General features: G+C 64.2%; 16 protein-coding genes. 6 read left to right on the top strand and 10 right to left on the bottom strand.

Annotated features, from left to right (window positions below):
- Positions 1-8: 8 nt before the first annotated feature.
- From U0004_RS14510 to U0004_RS14495, 4 genes are all read left to right on the top strand, one after another.
- Positions 9-1,124 carry a mechanosensitive ion channel family protein gene (locus tag U0004_RS14510; protein ID WP_070256285.1) on the top strand — a complete coding sequence of 372 codons (1,116 nt, stop codon included), beginning with the start codon at positions 9-11 and terminating at the stop codon, positions 1,122-1,124.
- Between the two features lie 49 nt (positions 1,125-1,173).
- A complete protein-coding gene (locus tag U0004_RS14505; RefSeq protein WP_070256287.1) occupies positions 1,174-2,469 on the top strand; it encodes a cation:proton antiporter in 1,296 nt (431 codons plus the stop codon).
- Between the two features lie 107 nt (positions 2,470-2,576).
- A complete protein-coding gene (locus U0004_RS14500; RefSeq protein WP_070256289.1) occupies positions 2,577-3,758 on the top strand; it encodes a serine hydrolase domain-containing protein in 1,182 nt (393 codons plus the stop codon).
- A 91-nt stretch (positions 3,759-3,849) separates the two neighbouring features.
- Entirely contained in the window at positions 3,850-4,020 is a 171-nt protein-coding gene (locus tag U0004_RS14495; protein WP_167468658.1) for a hypothetical protein, read from the top strand.
- Here U0004_RS14495 and U0004_RS14490 read toward each other — a convergent pair.
- Positions 4,017-4,400: a YkvA family protein gene (locus tag U0004_RS14490; protein WP_052140069.1), complete on the bottom strand. Its 384-nt coding sequence runs from the start codon at positions 4,398-4,400 to the stop codon at positions 4,017-4,019. The two genes, U0004_RS14495 and U0004_RS14490, sit on opposite strands and share 4 nt — an antisense overlap.
- 92 nt (positions 4,401-4,492) lie before the next feature.
- Here U0004_RS14490 and U0004_RS14485 point away from each other — a divergent pair, with 92 nt between their 5' ends.
- Positions 4,493-5,608 carry a DNA topoisomerase IB gene (locus U0004_RS14485; protein ID WP_070256292.1) on the top strand — a complete coding sequence of 372 codons (1,116 nt, stop codon included), beginning with the start codon at positions 4,493-4,495 and terminating at the stop codon, positions 5,606-5,608.
- Here the strand turns inward: U0004_RS14485 and U0004_RS14480 are convergent.
- Positions 5,562-5,792: a hypothetical protein gene (locus U0004_RS14480; RefSeq protein WP_139144137.1), complete on the bottom strand. Its 231-nt coding sequence runs from the start codon at positions 5,790-5,792 to the stop codon at positions 5,562-5,564. The two genes, U0004_RS14485 and U0004_RS14480, sit on opposite strands and share 47 nt — an antisense overlap.
- Positions 5,793-6,057: 265 nt before the next feature.
- Here U0004_RS14480 and U0004_RS14475 point away from each other — a divergent pair, with 265 nt between their 5' ends.
- Positions 6,058-9,432 carry a hypothetical protein gene (locus U0004_RS14475; RefSeq protein WP_070256298.1) on the top strand — a complete coding sequence of 1,125 codons (3,375 nt, stop codon included), beginning with the start codon at positions 6,058-6,060 and terminating at the stop codon, positions 9,430-9,432.
- Positions 9,433-9,438: 6 nt separating this feature from the next.
- Here the strand turns inward: U0004_RS14475 and U0004_RS14470 are convergent, their stop codons facing one another.
- The 8 genes from U0004_RS14470 to U0004_RS14435 all read right to left on the bottom strand — a co-directional run bounded on the left by U0004_RS14470 (position 9,439) and on the right by U0004_RS14435 (position 17,289).
- A complete protein-coding gene (locus U0004_RS14470; RefSeq protein ID WP_034781552.1) occupies positions 9,439-10,251 on the bottom strand; it encodes a ferritin-like domain-containing protein in 813 nt (270 codons plus the stop codon).
- A 43-nt stretch (positions 10,252-10,294) separates the two neighbouring features.
- Positions 10,295-11,206 carry a DNA-binding transcriptional regulator DsdC gene (dsdC, locus tag U0004_RS14465; RefSeq protein ID WP_070256299.1) on the bottom strand — a complete coding sequence of 304 codons (912 nt, stop codon included), beginning with the start codon at positions 11,204-11,206 and terminating at the stop codon, positions 10,295-10,297.
- A complete protein-coding gene (locus tag U0004_RS14460) occupies positions 11,206-12,525 on the bottom strand; it encodes a D-serine ammonia-lyase (protein WP_070256302.1) in 1,320 nt (439 codons plus the stop codon). Before U0004_RS14460 ends, dsdC begins: the two co-directional genes overlap by 1 nt.
- Before the next feature lie 290 nt (positions 12,526-12,815).
- Positions 12,816-13,121 (bottom strand): hypothetical protein, encoded by a 306-nt coding sequence (locus U0004_RS14455; RefSeq protein ID WP_139144138.1) that lies wholly within the window; start codon positions 13,119-13,121, stop codon positions 12,816-12,818.
- A 156-nt stretch (positions 13,122-13,277) separates the two neighbouring features.
- Positions 13,278-14,183 (bottom strand): EcsC family protein, encoded by a 906-nt coding sequence (locus U0004_RS14450; RefSeq protein ID WP_034781566.1) that lies wholly within the window; start codon positions 14,181-14,183, stop codon positions 13,278-13,280.
- Positions 14,184-14,281: 98 nt separating this feature from the next.
- Positions 14,282-14,503 carry a hypothetical protein gene (locus tag U0004_RS14445; protein ID WP_070256308.1) on the bottom strand — a complete coding sequence of 74 codons (222 nt, stop codon included), beginning with the start codon at positions 14,501-14,503 and terminating at the stop codon, positions 14,282-14,284.
- 219 nt (positions 14,504-14,722) lie between these two features.
- The gene (locus tag U0004_RS14440; protein ID WP_070256311.1) at positions 14,723-16,804 is read right to left on the bottom strand and encodes a TonB-dependent receptor; all 2,082 of its coding nucleotides are present in this window, start codon (positions 16,802-16,804) and stop codon (positions 14,723-14,725) included.
- A gap of 89 nt (positions 16,805-16,893) precedes the next feature.
- Complete coding sequence (locus tag U0004_RS14435) at positions 16,894-17,289, bottom strand: DUF2946 domain-containing protein (RefSeq protein WP_070256313.1); 396 nt, start codon at positions 17,287-17,289, stop codon at positions 16,894-16,896.
- Positions 17,290-17,340: the final 51 nt, after the last annotated feature.

The following is a 17,340-nucleotide window of genomic DNA, read 5'->3' as shown; positions in this document are numbered from 1 at the left end:
TTTCGCCTATGGATCTCAGCACGTTCCACTCGCTGATGGGAGGCCCGCTGCGCTCGGCGCTGACCGTGTTCGTTTCCGCCCTGCTCGTCACCGTGGTCGCCATCGGCGTGCACCGGGCCGGCATCAGCCTGCTGAAAAGACTGGCCAATGGCCGCCCGTTCACCACCAATGCCACGCGCGTGGCCTTCCGCGCCAGCCAGCTGTGCGTGATCGTCTTCGGCCTGCGCATGGTGCTGGCCGGCGCGCCCGACGACACGCCGGGGCTGGTCGCCATGTCGCATATCACCAGCGTGGCGCTGATCATCGCGCTGACCTGGCTGGCCATGCAGTGCATCCAGGCCCTCTCCATCACGATTTCCGAAGTCAATCCCGTCGACGTGGCTGACAACCTGCGCGCACGCCGCCTGATCACCCAGGCCCGCGTGCTCACGCGCAGCGCGCACGCCATCGTCGTGATCCTGGGCCTGGCCTTCGTGCTGCTGACCTTGCCCGGCGCGCGGCAGATCGGCGCCAGCCTGCTGGCCTCGGCCGGCGTGGCGGGCCTGGTGGCCGGTATCGCCGCCCGTCCCGTGCTCGGTAATTTCATTGCTGGGTTGCAAATTGCGTTTTCGCAACCGATTCGCATCGATGACGTGCTGATCGTCAACGGCGAATGGGGCAAGGTCGAGGAAATCAAGGGTACGTATGTCGTCGTGCGCGTGTGGGACGAGCGCCGCCTGATCGTGCCGCTGCAATGGTTCATTGAAAACCCGTTCGAGAACTGGACGCACAGCTCGTCCACCCTGCTGGGCACGGTGTTCCTGTGGCTCGATTTCAGCATCCCGCTCGAACCGCTGCGCGCGGAACTGACGCGCATCTGCGCATCCGCCACGCAATGGGATGGCCGGGTCTGCACGGTGCAGGCGACGGATTCGAACGAGCGGGCCGTGCGCGTGCGCTTTCTGATCAGCGCGGCAGATTCAGGCCTGGCCTTCGAGCTGCGCTGTATCGTGCGCGAGCAGATGCTGGCATTTATTACGGCCCACTACCCGCACGGCCTGCCCCGCCTGCGCTCCACGCACGACCCCATCGAGCTGCACGCCATGCAGGCGCAAAACGACAGCGTGTCACTGCACAAGGCTTGAAAAACCTGCGGCGCGCTGCCCTTGCCCGCGCGCCGCTACAATGGTTCGCATGAGCACCACCGCCTGGTTCATCCTGATCGGCTGCCTGATGCTGGCGCGTGGCCTGGGCGCCGACGGCATCGCGCGCCTGCCCTTGACCTCGGCCATGGCTTACCTGGGCGTGGGCCTGCTGCTGGGCCCCATGTTCCTCGGCCTGTTTGCGTTCGACCTGGTGCAGCAAGCGCCCCTGCTGGAAACCCTGACGGAAATCGCCGTCCTCATCTCCCTGTTTTCCGCCGGCGTCAAGATGCCCGTGCCATTCAGCCTGGCGCGCTGGCTGCCTTCGCTGCGCCTGGCGTGGCTGTCGATGGCTATTTCCGTGGCCCTGGTGGCCGCGTTCGCCAACTGGGTGCTGGACCTGCCATGGGGCGCGGGCGTGCTGCTGGGCGCCATCCTCGCACCCACCGACCCCGTGCTGGCCACCGACGTACAGCTGCGCCATGCGGGCGACAGCGAGCAATTGCGCTTCATCCTGACCAGCGAGGCGGGCATGAACGATGGCAGCGGATTTCCTTTCGTCATGCTGGGTCTGGGCTTGCTGGGCCTGCATGAACTGGGGCCGCACGGCGCCACCTGGCTGTGGCGCGATTTGGTCTGGGCCAGCGCGGGCGCCATGGCCCTGGGCGCGGCCGGCGGCGCGCTGCTGGCCTGGCTGGGCTGGCAGGTGCGCGCCAAGGAACCGAAACACGCGATGCTGGACGATCTGGCGGCCCTGGGCTTGATCGCCCTCGTCTACGGCCTGACGACCTGGCTGCACGCGTGGGGCTTCTTGGCCGTCTTCTTTGCCGGCGTGGCATTGCGCCAGACGGAACTGCGGCTGGCCGGCGCGCCGAAAGACCGGCAAGGCTTGCTGCAGGCGGAAGAAACCCATGCCGTGTCCGCCACCAGGCCGCACGGCAGCGACGTGCCACTGACCGTCAGCGGCGAATCCCTTGTCTTCAAGGAACACCTGGAACGCCTGTCCGAACTGACCCTGGTGCTGTTGCTGGGCGGCGCCGTCACGGCCGCCGCCTGGAACTGGCAAGCGTGGAGCGTAGCGCTGTTCCTGCTGCTGGTGGCGCGCCCGGCCAGCGTGATGCTTGGCTTGCTGGCGTCGGGCACCGGCATGCGCCTGCGCGGGCTGGCCGCGTGGTTCGGCGTGCGCGGCATCGGCTCGCTGTACTACCTCAGCTATGCCATCGCGCATGGCTTGCCGCGCGGCCTGGCGCGCGAACTGGCCGACATCACCCTGGTCGTCGTCATCCTGTCCATCGTCGCGCACGGCCTGACGGTCAAACCCCTGCTGGAGCGCTACTGGCGCAAATAGGCGCCGGCGCCCCATTACCATTGCTGTGTAGCAATGTTTTTGTCAATTGCCCCTATGGCTGGCAGAAATATTGTTAAGATCATTCAAAATGGCAAAAGAGAGAAGCAATGAAACGAAGAAGCGTGCTGGGACTGGGCGTCTCACTAGCCCTGCTGCAAACGGGCTGCGCCACCGATCCGGCCAGGCTGGCGTGGGAAACGGCATTTGACGGCTTCATGCGCGATGGCCTGGCCCGCACGGAAACGCCAGGCATGAGCGTGGCCGTGGTGCGCGGCGAGCGCACCATATTCGCGCGCGGCTATGGCTGGGCCGACATCCAGGCCGGCAAGAAAGCCGATGCCAACACGGTGTTCCATGTCGCCTCCGTCAGCAAGCTCGTCACGGCCACTGCCATCATGATGCTGCTGGAACAAGGCGCCTTCCAGCTGGACGACAAGGTGGCGGCCTACCTGGACTTCCCGCTCATGCATCCGAAGTTTCCCGATGTGCCCATCACCTTCCGGCATTTGCTCAGCCACACCTCGGGCATTTCCGACGCCGTGTACGAAAAGACGACGGCGTTTGCCGTGCAAGGCGACCCGCGACTGCCCCTGCGCGACTTCCTCAAGGGCTATCTGTCGCGCGGCGGCGCCTGGTATGACGCGGATGTGTCGTTTGCGGCCCGGCCCGGCACGGAATGGCGCTACAGCAATGTCGGCATCGCCCTGCTCGGCTATCTGGTGGGCCGCTTGAACCCCGATGGCCTGGATGCCTTTGCGCACGCGCACCTGTTCGAGCCGCTGGGCATGGACAACACGGCGTGGAGCCTGGCCGGCTTGCCGCGGCGCGCCGTCGTCGCCCAGCCGTATGCGCACAAGGAGCCGGGCCTGCAAGTGCTGCCACCCGTCGGCTATCCGGACTGGCCGGCCGGCTTGCTGCGCAGCTCGGCACATGACTTTGCCCGTTTCCTGACCATCTTCAGCAATGGCGGCCGGGTCGATGGCCACCGTTACTTGCAAGATTCCACTCTGCAATTGTTTTTCGCCCCGCAAGCGGCCCCCGTCGTGCCTGCCGATGCGTCCGTGCGCCAGGCTTTGGTGTGGCAGCTGCGCGACGTCGACGGCAAGCCGCTGGCCACGCACAGCGGCGGCGACCCGGGCGCCGCGTCCGTCGTCTGCGTCGACCGGGCCAGCAAGACTGCCGTGCTGGCCTTCGCCAACGTCAGCGCCGACAAGGAGTTTCGCTCATTCCAGAAAGAAGTCGTGCTGCGCCTGCTGGCGCATGGCGGCAGCGGCGCGCCAGCGAGGTAGGCATGCCGCTTGTGTGAGCGGACGCACGGTGGCGCGCGGGCAAGAAAGTATGCTGTGCTGGTCAGACTTGACACTCAACGAGGAGACCAGCATGACTAACCGTATCGGCAACAAGGACGTGGCGCAGCAGCGCAGCAAGAGTGAAAAAGCCCGCATCAGGGCGCAGAACATCGCCAGCGAAGCGGTCAAGAGGGCCGAGGCCAGGGCCCGCTACCGCAATGCCGTCAAGGGCCAACCGGGCCAGCCCGCTCCCGGTGCCTAGACGCCGAACCAGCCGCGCAATTTCTCGGCGGCCCGTTCCTTGACCTCGGCCGTGATGTAGGTGGCGACCGTGGCGACAGCCGCCGCCAGCACGGCCAGGTCATCCGCATAGCCGACCACGGGCGTGATGTCGGGAATCGCATCGATGGGCGAAATGAAATAGCCGAGCGCGCCATAGATCGCCGTCTTGGCCCACAGCGGAGTATTCGGCTGCTGTGCCGCGTAGTACAGCCACAGGGCTTTCTCGATGACTTCGCGTCCCGCCGTCTTGGCGAACTTGACGACCTTGTCCCAGAAGCTGTCATCCGTGTATTTCTTTTCATACTGCTTGTCGGCCTGGGGGGCGTGGTCTTCTTCCAGATTCTTTTTTCTGCCAAACATCTGCTGCTCCTGTCTGCCGCGCACGGCGTTACGAATGCGCACCTTAGCATAACGGCGCGGCGGGTGCGCGGCCTGCAAGGTAAGCTATCGTCATGGAAATATCTGCCACCACCACGGCCCGCGCCGCTGGCCTGCGCTACACGGGCGACCACCAGGGCGGCATCGCCCGCCTGGGCAAGCCCGGCAAGTTCCGCTACCGGGACGCGGACGGGTCGATCCTGCGCGATGCCGCCATCTTGACGCGCATCAAGGCACTGGCCATTCCACCGGCCTGGACGGGCGTGTGGATCTGCCCGCACGCCAACGGCCACCTGCAGGCGACGGGACGCGACGCGCGCGGACGAAAACAGTACCGCTACCATGCGCGCTGGCGCCAGGTGCGCGACGAAGCGAAATATGAGCGCATGCTCAGCTTTGGCCGCGCCCTGCCCGCCATCCGCGCCGCCGTCGCGCGCGGCATGCAGTTGCAGGGCTTGCCCCGTGAAAAAGTGCTGGCCACCATCGTGCACCTGCTGGAATTGACGATGATGCGCATCGGCAACGAAGAATATGCGCGCACCAACAAATCGTTCGGCCTGACCACGCTGCGCACGCGCCACGTGCAGGTCGACGGCAGCGCCGTGGCCTTCCATTTCAAGGGCAAGAGCGGCGTGCGCCACGATATCCGCCTGAGCGACCGGCGCCTGGCCAGGGTGCTGCAGCGCATGCGCGAACTGCCGGGGCAGGAACTGTTTCAATATGTCGATGCGGAGGGCGAGCGCCACGGCATCGGCTCGGGCGACGTCAACGATTACCTGCGCGAGGTGACGGGCGAAGATTACACGGCCAAGGATTTCCGCACCTGGTCCGGCACCTTGCTGGCCGCGCTGGCCCTGCAAGCGTTCGAACAGGTCGACTCCGATGCGCAAGCCAAGAAAAACATCGTGCAGGCGATCGAGTCCGTGGCTAAAAAGCTGGGCAACACGCCGACGATCTGCCGCAAGTGCTATGTGCACCCGGCCGTGCTGGAATCGTATCTGGATGGCAGTTTATTGGATGGCATGCGCGCGCGGGCGCGGCAGCAAATGCAGGACGACCTACAGGCGCTGGCGCCGGAAGAAGCTGCCGTGCTGGCCTTGCTGCAGCAGCGCCTGCAGGCGCAGGCCGTCAACCAAGGGGCGCTCAAGCCTGGCGCGCGGGCTGCGGCTGGCACTGGGCCGACAGTGTGAGGGCATCGCTGCTGCAGATAGGCAAGGTGCCATGGCCAGCCTCGCGCGCCACAGGCGCCGGCGCGGCATCACTGGCCGGCGTCTCGCCCGTATTGGTCAAGGTGGCCGCCAGGGTCGAGAAAGTAAACAGGCAGATCAGCAGGAACGGCTTGTTCACGTGAATGGACTGGTCTGGCTTTTGCATCGCATACTCCGTCGGAATGGTTGGCTGTTGCAGCATGAACACGATCATCGCGTGTTTCCGCAAGGCATACAATCAGACAGTTTCGACAAGACGGGTAGGACAGCGCTGACAGCGCTCAGCCATAACGTCCCGTGTCGGCAGATTTGACACCCGCTCCGGTCCGCCTCGACCAAGCCCTTGTTTTTACAGAAAAAATTGTTCGGGAATGCTTCCTGCTTGACCTCTTGCCTGGGCACGCTTGGCGCCAGTCAATGGGGGAACGATCATGAGCTTTATCAAAAAGGCACTGCTGGCGCTGCTGCTATGCGCAATGTCTGCCGCGCACGCCGCCAGCATCGGCTACACGGCAACATCGCTGGGTGGCACGCAGTGGCGCTACGACTATACGGTCAGCAATACCACCCTGTCCGTGCCCATCGAGGAATTCACCTTGTTCTTCAGCGTGGACCAGTATGCCAACCTGCACAGCATCTCCACGCTGCCAGACTGGGACGTACTGCTGGTGCAGCCCGACCCCGCCATCCCCGCCAGCGGCTACCTCGACGCGCTGGCGCTGGCGGGCGGCATCGCGCCCGGCGCCACGGCCACGGGATTTTCCGTCACCTTCGATTACCTGGGCGCGGGCAGCCCCGGCGCCCAGCCGTTTTCCATCCTCGACCCCGTCTCCTTCATCGAGCTCGAAGCGGGCGCCACGCAGCCGGCGGCCGTCGCCCTGCCGTCCACGCCATGGCTGCTGCTGGCCGGGGTGCTGGCGGTGGCCTGCCTGCGGCACACGCGGCTGGCGGGCGCCGCGCTGGCCCCCTTGCTGACCCTGAGCCTGTGCGCCTGCGGCGGACCGAGCGATCCCACGCAGCCGCCCGCGCCGAAGGTCATGCTGGCCGGCACCGCAACCGCCGTCCAGGCCGCCGGGGACTTCGAAGTGACACAGCTGGAAAAGGTGGCCGAACAGCGCGTCAGCCGCACGGCCTGGGACTATACCTACCGCGTGCATATCCGCAACAACAGCGGCGCCGCGGCCAGCAATGTGCAAGCCGTGCTGGCCAGCGTGCCCGACGGCAGCACCATCATCGATGGCGACGTGCTGGCCGGCAGCATCGACGCGGGCGCCACCGTCGCGCCCGCGGACACCATCACCTTGCGCATCGAGCGCAGCATCGCCTTCCAGAGCGCCGGTCTGACATGGACCTTCAGCACCAGCGCCGGCATCTTCCTCGACCCCGTGCGGCCCGCGCAGGTGGTCGTGCTGCCGCTGGCCGGGCTGGGCTTTCCGGACGGCGCCGACAGCGTCAAGGCCAGCGGCGCCGTCACGGACGTGCTGCTGCAGGACGGCAGCCTGCGCTTTTCCACGCCCGGCGACACGGGCGTGGACCAGCACGCGCAATTTTCCCTCAGCAAGGGCGGCAAGATCACCATCCTGGACCTGCTGATCCAGACGGAACTGCCCACGGCCGTGGAAACCTATGTGGAGCCGGATGACAATGGCAACCTCCCCTCCACGGTGCCCGTGCTGGCCATCACGGGACTGGGGCCGAACAACCGCCTGCAGCCGGGCACCCTGGGATTGCGCCTGGTGGGCGCGGCCCCCATGGTCCTGCAGGACGACAGCGATGGCCTGCTGTCCACCCCGAATGGCGTGGCCATCAGCCTGAAGACCTACTGGACGTTCGATGCGGCCAGTGGCACCTTCAGCATCAGCGCCACGGCCATGCAGCAGTTGCTGGCATCCTTGCCCAACGGCAGCTACGACCTGAACCTCAATTTCGTCTCGCAGGATGGTGAATTCACGGCCAGCTATGCCTTGATCGTCATCAAGTCCGGCATCGTGCTGCAAGGACAGCTGCGCACGCCGGCGGGCGGCAATGCCACAGGACTGGCCGGCAAGAAAATGCTATTGACCGGCTATAACAACCATCAGCGCCAGGTGGCCGTGATCGACGCCACGGGCGCCTTCCACTTCGATGGCGTGCTGCCCGATACCTACCAGCTGACCTTGAACGACCTCGTCCACCCGAACGTGGTCAGCGTCAGCGCCGTCGTCTTCGACAGCAGCAGCACCGTCAACGTCGGCATCGTCTATCCGTACGGAGCCGGCCTGGCCCTGCGCGCCGAGCCGAAGACCTATGTGGCAGGCAGTGTCACGCAGGATGGCGCCGGGCCGCCCGCGCGCGCGGTATCCGCCAGCCCCCGTGCCGCGGGCGACGTCACGCCGCAGGATGACGAAGGCAGCAAGACCTTCACGGCCACGGCGGCCGCGCAAAACCAGACCATCACTTCACCCGTCGCCTTTACGGTGCCCAAGGGCACGAAAAACGTGGGCGTGAAAATCACCGTCAGCACAGCCGAGTATCCCACCTACACGACGGCGCAAAGCCAGTATAACGATACCTGGTCGTACGCCGTGACCGGGTTGCCCGGGGTCAACCTGGCCGCCACGGGCGCCGTCAACCAGACGCACTTCACGCAGGGCACCATCGTCAGGACGGAGTGCGTCGACGTCAGCAAGCAAAGCGAGGCCGGAGCGTTGAGCCTGGGCGGCAATGTCAGCGCCACGAATATCGGCGACAGCGCCCTGGCTACCGTGACGACGGTGGAACTGAGCCTCGTGTGCAAGGGTTTGAAGGTGACGCAGGCGAAGTTCAGCTCGCCGAACAAGGCCGCCCATCCCGTGCTGCAGCCGATCAAGCTGACGGGCAATCTGCCGGGACCGTATGTATCCGTCTCGCAAGGAGCAGCCACGGCCACGCACACCTTGCCGCTGGAATTGCATTACACGCCGGCGGCGGCGACGATTACGGAAGTCAACATCGGCATTTCGTCCGGCGGCGGCGATCCCGCCTTCAGCACGGAGAATTTATTGTCCCAGACCAATACCAAGACTGCCGGCACAGTGAAATTCCCCAGCCTGGTGCTGCCCGCCTTTGCCGGCGCCAAGCTCGACAAGAAGGCCGTCGTCACGCTGCGCCTGAAGGGCCGCATCGACAATGTCGATGCCAGCTCCGACCCGGCCGAAGGGGGACAAGTGGAGTTCAAGGGAGGCACGGCCTACATCCCCCTGTACCTGGCCAACAACGAGGCGGCGCTGGCGGCGCGGCGCTACGGCACGCGCGACGACGGCGGCGATTCGTGGGCCACGCGCCTGGCCATCGCCTGGCTGGCGGGCAAGCCCTACCGCTTCGACGACATCAGCGGCCAGCATGTGACGCAGACGGCAACGGGCCGTTCCATCCTCGGCCATAACGGCCACAGCGACGGCCAGCAGATCGACTTGCGCTACGCGGACGGCGCGGGCGGCTACACGGACGCGCTGGGCGGCCAGAACGATGGCGCCGCCATCCACCAGTTGATCCTCGACGCGAAGGCGGAAGTGGCGGCCAACCCCGCGCAAAAGCCGAAACTGGCAGCCCTGCTGGCGTGGATCGCGGCGAACCGCGCCATGCTGGACCAGGAAGCGGCGCCGGCCAGCACGCGCGTCATCTACATCGGCCCCAGCTTCATCAAGCTGGCCCTCGTCGACGGGCGTTTTTCCGCCGCCCCGGCCGACAATATCCCCGGTGCGGGTACCTGGACCAAGCCGGCAAAAGTGCACATTGAAACCGGACACCTGAGCCACTGGCACATCAGCATCACGGCCCATCCTTAAGCGGTGTCAGGCGGGCAAATCGGACAGTTCCAGTTCCGAAAAGCCCGCCCGGCGCCGCGCTTCCAGGTTGAACGGGCCGCGCAGGGTCGGGGCTTCGTAGCGCAGCGCCAGCTCGGCATACGTGGCGCGCAGTTCCAGGCCCCTTTGATCGCACAGGTAGCCATACCAGCGGTTGCCGATTTCCACGTGACCCACCTCATCGCGCAGGATGATGTCGAGGATGGCGGCGGCCGCCATGTCGCCCGCCTGCGCCAGCTTGGCGCGCAGCGGCGGAATCGCGTCCAGCCCCCGCGCTTCCAGGGTGCGCGGCACCAGCGCCATGCGCGCCAGCACGTCGCCGCGCGTCTTGTCGACCATTTCCCACAGGCTGTCATGGCCGGGGAAGTCTCCATACGTGTGGCCCAGCACCTGCAGGTGCGCCTGCAGCATGGCGAAGTGCGTGGCTTCCTCTTTCGCCACGCGCAGCCAGTCCGTGTAGTACTCGGCCGGCAAGTCCGGGAAGCGCCACAGGGCGTCGAGTGCCAGGTTCATGGCGTTGAACTCGATGTGCGCGAGCGCGTGCACGAGCATGGCGCGCCCTTCCGGCGTGATCATCGAACGCCGCCCCACCAGGCGCGGCGGCACCAGTTCCGGACGCTCGGGACGGCCAGGCACGGGGCCGGTGGGTGCCAGCGGCGCCTGCGCATCAAGCGCCAGCTGCGCTTCGGCCATGGCCGCCACCATCGCCACCTTGGTCGCCGGGTCCGGTTCGAGCAGGCAGGCCAGCGCAGATGCGCGCAATTCCGCTGGCGCGGTGGAGGTCAAGGGAGATGGTTGCATGGGGCTGCTTTCTGGCGCGTTGCTTGGTAAGGCGCGCAGTGTATCAAATTGCCTGCCTCAGCAGCCAGTCGAACAAGGCCTGCACGCGTGCCGGCAGCGCGGCGCGCCCGCTGTGCACGAGGTAATACGCCTGCGGGCTGGCCAAGGCAAACTCGCCAAACGGCAAGACCAGCTGGCCGCTGTCCAGCCACGGCTGCACCAGCCGGCGCCGGCCCATGGCCACGCCCGCGTGGTGGATAGCCGCCTGCGCGCACAGGTCGGCACGGTCGAAGCGCAGGCTGCGCGCAGGCAAACGCACGTCTGGCGCCTGCGCGTCCAGCCACAGGCGCCACTCGGCATCGGGCGCGCAGGCGGGCCAGGCCAGCGTATCGTGCAGCACCGTCGCGCCGGACAAGTGATGTGGCGTCTCCAGCAGGCCGTGGTCGCGCGCGTAGGCGGGACTGCAGACGGGCGCCAGCCATTCATCCATCAGCTTGCGCGAGGCCAGGCCGGGAAAGCTGCCGTCGCCATAGTGCAAGGCCAGGTCGACCTGGCCGGCGCGAAAGTCCACGCTGTCATTACTCACGCGCAAATCGATCGACACGTCAGGATACTGCGCAGCGAACCCTGCCAGGCGCGGCACCAGCCAGCATTGCGCCACCGAGGGACGCGCATGCACGGTGACGCTGCCCGCCAGCGTGTCGCTGCCGGCAATGGCCGCCTGCAGGCCATCCCAGCCCGCCTGCAGGGCGGCAAAGATGCGCTCGCCGTCCTGCGTCAGCTTGACTTGGCGCGTCAGGCGCTGGAACAAGCGCAGACCCAGGCCCGCCTCCAGCCGCGCGATGCGGTGGCTGACGGCGCTGGGCGTGAGCGCCAGTTCCTGCGCCGCCAGCGCGAAACTGGCATGGCGCGCCGCCACGAGAAAGGTGTGCAGGTTGGCGAACTGGCTGGCCGTGAGCGCCGCGCCGGCCGGCATCAGGCGGCTCCGGGCGCCAGCAGCGCGCGGCCACGCGCCACGTAGGCGGCCATTTCCGCCTCGGGAACCATGCTGCCGCCCGTGCTCCACACCAGATGCGTGGCCTGCGTCAGATTCTGCTGATATTGCGGCGCAGCCAGCACGAAAGGAATACCCGCGAAACCGGCCACGGCCGACGGTTCCAGGCGTAGCTGCTCCGTCTGCTCCAGCGTCGCCAGCAAGCGGTACAGTTCTTCATCCGTGACGGTGGCGTAGCCGTCGATCAGCCGCTGCATGGCCCGTCCGACGAAGCCGGACGGGCGTCCCACGGCAAGGCCATCGGCGGCCGTGACATTGTCGATGCCGATCTCCTGCACGCTGATCCGATCGTGCAAGCCCGTGTGCACGCCCAGCAGCATGCATGGCGAATGGGTCGGCTCGACAAACACGCAGTGGACATGGTCGCCAAAGGCCAGCTTCAAGCCGAATGCCACGCCGCCGGGGCCGCCGCCCACGCCGCACGGCAAATACACGAACAGCGGGTGCGCGGCATCGACCGTGACGCCGCTTGCAGCGAATTGCTCTTTCAGGCGCTGGCCCGCCACCGCGTAGCCGAGAAACAGATCGTGCGAGTTTTCATCGTCGACAAAGTGGCAAGCCGGATCATTCTCCGCCTGCCTGCGACCCGCTTCCACGGCCACGCTGTAGTCAGTTGCGTACTCGACGACAGTGACGCCGTGGCTGCGCAATTTGTCCTTCTTCCACTGGCGCGCATCGGCGGACATGTGCACGGTGGCGCGAAAGCCCAGGCGCGCGCTCATGATGCCAATCGACAAGCCCAGATTGCCCGTGGAACCGACGGCGATCGCATACTGGCCAAAGAAGGCCCGCACGGCGTCGCTGGCCAGCAGGCTGTAATCGTCGCCCTCCTTCAGCAAGCCGGCGTCCAGCGCCAGCATTTCCGCATGTTTCAGCACTTCATAGATGCCGCCACGGGCCTTGATGGAGCCGGAAATGGGCAAATGGCTATCCTGCTTGAGCCACAGCCGACCGCCAGGCATGCCAAGCGCCGCCTGCATGGCGGGCAGCGGCACGACGGGCGACTCGATGATGCCGCCGCTGGCCTGCGTTTCCGGGAACGCCTTCGCCAGATATGGGGCAAAACGGGCCAGGCGCGCGCTGGCGTCCGCCACGTCAGCCGCCGTCAAGCCCACGTCGTTCAAGGCCTCGGCCGCCGGCGCGATGGCGGGATTGAACCAGCTCAAGGGCTGCAAGGCCATCAGTTCTGTAATCAGGGGAAATTTTTCGCGCAGCGCGGCGATGGCGGAAGTGGGCAGCATGGCAACCTCGTGAAGGAACAAGCCATGATTAGACCGCATCCGGGCGCCGCTGGCAAAGGATGGTTGATCAGGCAATGGGTGACGAAGAATCACCTGTGAGGGGATTGGTGGGGGCGATAGCATACCCAGGGACACCTATCCGGCCGGTTCACCGGGCACACTTGCGGCCTCGCCGCGCAAAACCCGGGCTCCGGCCTTTTGAATCAGCTGTCATCATCAGACGAGATATCGCTGGCAGTATCCATCCCGGCATCGGCGATCACGCCTTGTTTTATATTGCTACCAGCCAGTTAGCAGACAAATGTCACCTTATCTTTGGCATCATACAAATTCAGTGCATTGCGCATACGGTTTTCGAATGCCTTGTACTTGCTGTTATTCGTCCCCCCATCCTGAGCGAAAACATTTTTGGGATCCATTCCATTGCCACCATTTTGAGTTGGCTGTGCGACTTGATGGCTGCTGTACGCCAGCGTATGAAAATCCATCGATTGCATCGGTTGATGGTAGCTACTGCCTGCCTCTTGCGTGTGAGTCGGTTCGCGCGCAAGCGATTTGCCTGCCTGATCTTGTGTCTTGTGAGCGTGCGTATGCATATTTCCCTTTTCAGATCTTATTTTATTTCTCTAAAATTGACCTGAAGACTGAAATGCTCATTATTTCAGGCTGCACATTAAACGTCGTCAAGACACTATAAAAGGTCTGTGATACAGGCACAAGCTGACGTCGTGGCGAACGGAGGCGGCATCAGCTTAGCCACCACCCTCCTCTGCACTCCAGATATCGCTCTTGGCGGGCGTCACTGTCACTTCGATAGCTTGCGCGCCAGACTTCATCGCCAGCAAGCGCTCCCGATACAAATAGAATGCCGCCTTACATACTTTATCCGTGTAATAGGCATTGAATCCGCCACTGATTGCGGCGCCGGCAACGGGAATGACATTCGCTAATTTGGCTTTTGTCAGATTGATGCTGAGGGCTTTCGCGATGGACAAGACTGCCTGAACAAACACGCTTTTTTCCAGCTGCTCCCACGTCTTCTTCTTCGCCACTTCCTGTGCAATTTTCACCAGATGCGACAAGGCGGCTTGCTTCCCGCCATCTGTAGTGCTCGATGCAAGCGCCAGGATATTCAACGAAAAAAGTCGCTCTTCCTGGGATGACATGTCAAAGCCGCAGTAGGTGCCGTATTCTCCAATTGCACGCAGATTCATTGCCAGCAGCGCTACCATGTCTGCCGGAATGGCGGCCAAGGCAACCAGTGGATTAATGACTGCCGTCCCTCCCGCAGCGGCGCCCTCCACCAGCGCGATACCCTCATATTTCGTATCAAGCCAGCCAATTGCCCTATCAATTGTTTGCAGATCGAGCAACTGCACTTGATCCAGTTGTGTAATTTCCTGCTTGGAGATTTCGGATAGCTCCTTGAGAATGGCAGGTGGCCTGACGGACCATTGCGAAGCATCATTCACCAAGCCCACGACACCATTCATCGCCTTGGCACAGGTTTCTGTGAAACCAGGAATTTTATCGGCTGCAGCCCCCGCAATTGCAAAGGGTTTGTTGACGTAACCCATGGCCGTGTCAAACCAGGTTTGACGTGGATTTTTCCACGCATGAATTTGCACAAGAGCGCGTTTTTCATATTCTGACAGCAAAAAAATCTCCTGAAATAGTGGCAAATGTGGCGGGATCGCAAAACATAAAATCGGGCATCCCGCTGCGCTACCCGATAACTTGAATCAAGGGAAATCTGCTACGCTTTCAACACAGCAGAACCGGCTTCATACCACACCCTAATACCGCATTCAACCTTGGCTATCGCCATCCAGCCCCTGGTTTCCATGATGGTTTCCATATTGACGGGGCGAACGCCGGTTTTCTCCAGCCATGCGTTGGCCAATACCAGCGACCTGTCCATGCCATCAGAAAGTGGGCTGCCCGAGGTGGAGGAACGAAAATCTTTAAATGCGATCATGTACACCCTTGTTGTGAGCCCGCATCATTGCAGCAGATAAGGCCAGCATCGCATCCATGTGCGCAACGCCTGATGCAGGCGCCGTAAAGGATAACAAATTAATGAAAAGAAACATGCACACATTCTCACAAACACCGGGCCAGCGCCGATGCGGTGCATTCGGCAGGCGCCTTCCACCTGTCGCAGCGGCAACTGGGAGGCGCCCGCGGATTGCCAGCCTTAGAACTTCAGCTGCAGCCCCAGATCAATCGACCTGCCCTCGGCCGGCAAGGCTTGCAGCGCCCCGCCGTTCGTTTTCAAGCCCGACAGGTACACGCCGCCCAGCGGGTCCGCGTAGGCGCGGTTGAACAGGTTGCTCACGCCCGCGCTCAGGCTGGCCATCTTGCCCAGCGACACGCTGCTGCGCAGGTTGACGAGCGCATAACCGCCCGTCTCGGGTTCGAAGCGGCGCGCGTCGACTTTCTGCTTGCGCGCCACGATCTTCGTCTCGATGCGGTTGCTCCAGGCACCCAGCTTGTGCTCGACGGCCAGCAAGGCGTTGAACGGCATCATCCGGTACAGGTCGCCGCCATCGCTGCGCTTGCCCCGCGTATATGCGGCGTTGCCGCTGGCAATGAAACTGCCCCAGCGCGTGCTGCTGGCCAGCGGCAGCTGCCATGCCACATTGGCGCCGTAAAGTTTGGCGTCGTGGTTGGCGAAGCGCAGCAAATTACCGTTCGCGCCCATTTTCATGTACGGGTGGAAAGATGCCAGCACATCGACGTCGATGTAATTGTCGACCTTGCTGTAGTACGGGTTGACGCGCACGAACCAGCCCTCCTCGCCGCCGCCATGCCAGTCGGCCGTGAACGCCGCCGTGTAAGCCGTCTCGGGCTTGAGATCGATACTGCCCACATAGCCATTGCCATCGCCAAACCAGTTGGTCATGGTCATCGCCATCGAGCCGCGGCCCCACGAGTAGCGCTCGTACAGGTTGGGCGAGCGCACCTTGCGCGCCAGCGCGAATTCATAGCTGCTGGCCGCATCGGGCGTGAAGGTGGCTTGCGCGGAGGCATCGATATTCGTGTCGCGCTGGCTGCGGCTGCGCGCATTGAAAGCCCTGGCTGCCATCACGTCCGGCATGTTCATCATGTTGGTGCCGTACGATTGCACGTCGCCCGTGTCCATGCGCACGGATTCGCCGCGCAAGCCCAGCACGCTCGTCCAGCGCGCATCCTGGCCATGGCGCGTCTCCAGCTCGCCAAACAGCACGGTACGGTCGCGCTTGCCGTCGTTGATGTTCAGATAGGTACGCGGCCCCATCATCATGGAACCGGGCACGGCCGGCCAATAGTCGTCGAGGCGAAAACCGTGCCACTCCTGGCCCAGGCGCAACTCGCCCGCAGCGGTCGGCAAGCTGGCCATCAGCGCATAGCCCGTGTTGCGTCCATGCGTAATCATCGGCATCGTGCCCGTGCGCTCGGGCGTGAAAAAGCCCATTTCGTGGTCCGTCTGCTGCCAGTAGGCGCGCGCGTCAAACACGCCCCAGGCAAATGTGCCCTGGTAAGCCAGGTTGGCGAACTGGCCGTGGTTATCCGTCATGTCCATGTACTGGTTGGGAAAACCCTGGTACGGGATGTGCTGCACGCCGGCGCGCAGGGTCAGCTGCTGGCCCTCGCGTTTCGCCGCCAGCACGATGGACTGGTTGATGCTTTCAACCATGCTGGCCAGCACCGTATTGCCATGCCCATCTTCATAGCTATGGCCGCGCGTGTAGGCGCCGCTGTAGCCGATGCTGAGCATATCATTGGCTGCCGAGGCATTCACGCTGGTCGCCACGCTGTTGTTGACGCTGCGGCCGGACACGGCAAAACTGCCTTGCGTGAGCAGCCCTGCGCCAGGCTGGGCGAACACGGGGGCGTTCGACTGCACCTCGATGGTGCCGCCGATGCTGTCGCCGCCCGCGCTGACGGGCGTCACGCCGGCAATCAGCTTGATGCGCTGCACCTGCTGCGGGTCGATATAGGACAGCGGCGCATTCATATGGTTGGCGCAGGCCGACGTCAGTTCCATGCCGTCGATGCGAATCTTGATGCGATCATCGGCGAAACCATTGACGACTGGCAAGCCGGAGACGCCGCCGCCGGCCGCCACGCTGTAACCGGGTGTACTGCTGAGCATCAGCGCCGTGTCGGCGGGACGGTAGCCCTCCTTGACGCCCGCGACGATAACTTTCATCTCGGGCAAGACCTCTTCAGTGCGGGTTTGCGCCACGGCGGGCATGGCGATGGCGAGGGAAATCAATAACGGTAAATGTTTCATGGTGCTGCTTTCAGATTCTGTATAGGTAAAACGAACACACGCAAGCGCACGACACGCGCGGCGCAAGGCAGTTCAGGGAAAGGGACAGATCAGAAAGCGGCGGGCGGCCCGCGGGGCTGGACGGGCGTCCAGGCGAACAGGGGCGTGGCGGATCGGTAGAACAGCAGGGGCAGCAAGCCCGTGAGGATTTCTCCGGAAGCGAGCACCAGGGTCGTGGGGGGAATATCGAGGGTGGCCGCATGCATGCTGCAGCACGGGCAATCGCCCATGCGCATGCCGCCCTTGGAGGTATCGGGCGCGTCCGTGGAGAATGCCGCAGGCAGCATGTTCATGCCGCCCGCCACAGAGCAGATTTCCAGGCTGGGCACGGCCAGGCCGCTGGCGACCGTCAGCGCGCGCGACACCGTAGGGGCGAGCGTGGCCAGGAAGATGGCGATACACGCGATCCACAGGACGATGCTTGCCTTGCCTTTGCTGATGAACATGGCAACATTGTATCAGGGCAAGCACCCTGCGCACAGGGTCCAGGTCAAGCC

It is taken from the genome of Janthinobacterium lividum (genome assembly GCF_034424625.1).
Taxonomy (GTDB): domain Bacteria; phylum Pseudomonadota; class Gammaproteobacteria; order Burkholderiales; family Burkholderiaceae_D; genus Janthinobacterium; species Janthinobacterium lividum.
This window is presented reverse-complemented; position numbering and strand designations above follow the sequence as displayed.

Bases quoted from the DNA above. Each gene is read 5' to 3' on its own strand.
- U0004_RS14490 (WP_052140069.1), bottom strand. From the start codon at position 4,400: ATGTTTGGCAGAAAAAAGAATCTGGAAGAAGACCACGCCCCCCAGGCC.
- U0004_RS14475 (WP_070256298.1), top strand. From the start codon at position 6,058: ATGAGCTTTATCAAAAAGGCACTGCTGGCGCTGCTGCTATGCGCAATG.
- U0004_RS14510 (WP_070256285.1), top strand. From the start codon at position 9: ATGGATCTCAGCACGTTCCACTCGCTGATGGGAGGCCCGCTGCGCTCG.
- U0004_RS14480 (WP_139144137.1), bottom strand. From the start codon at position 5,792: ATGCAAAAGCCAGACCAGTCCATTCACGTGAACAAGCCGTTCCTGCTG.
- U0004_RS14495 (WP_167468658.1), top strand. From the start codon at position 3,850: ATGACTAACCGTATCGGCAACAAGGACGTGGCGCAGCAGCGCAGCAAG.
- dsdC (WP_070256299.1), bottom strand. From the start codon at position 11,206: ATGCCGGCCGGCGCGGCGCTCACGGCCAGCCAGTTCGCCAACCTGCAC.
- U0004_RS14445 (WP_070256308.1), bottom strand. From the start codon at position 14,503: ATGATCGCATTTAAAGATTTTCGTTCCTCCACCTCGGGCAGCCCACTT.
- U0004_RS14470 (WP_034781552.1), bottom strand. From the start codon at position 10,251: ATGCAACCATCTCCCTTGACCTCCACCGCGCCAGCGGAATTGCGCGCA.
- U0004_RS14440 (WP_070256311.1), bottom strand. From the start codon at position 16,804: ATGAAACATTTACCGTTATTGATTTCCCTCGCCATCGCCATGCCCGCC.
- U0004_RS14500 (WP_070256289.1), top strand. From the start codon at position 2,577: ATGAAACGAAGAAGCGTGCTGGGACTGGGCGTCTCACTAGCCCTGCTG.
- U0004_RS14485 (WP_070256292.1), top strand. From the start codon at position 4,493: ATGGAAATATCTGCCACCACCACGGCCCGCGCCGCTGGCCTGCGCTAC.
- U0004_RS14460 (WP_070256302.1), bottom strand. From the start codon at position 12,525: ATGCTGCCCACTTCCGCCATCGCCGCGCTGCGCGAAAAATTTCCCCTG.
- U0004_RS14455 (WP_139144138.1), bottom strand. From the start codon at position 13,121: ATGCATACGCACGCTCACAAGACACAAGATCAGGCAGGCAAATCGCTT.
- U0004_RS14505 (WP_070256287.1), top strand. From the start codon at position 1,174: ATGAGCACCACCGCCTGGTTCATCCTGATCGGCTGCCTGATGCTGGCG.
- U0004_RS14435 (WP_070256313.1), bottom strand. From the start codon at position 17,289: ATGTTCATCAGCAAAGGCAAGGCAAGCATCGTCCTGTGGATCGCGTGT.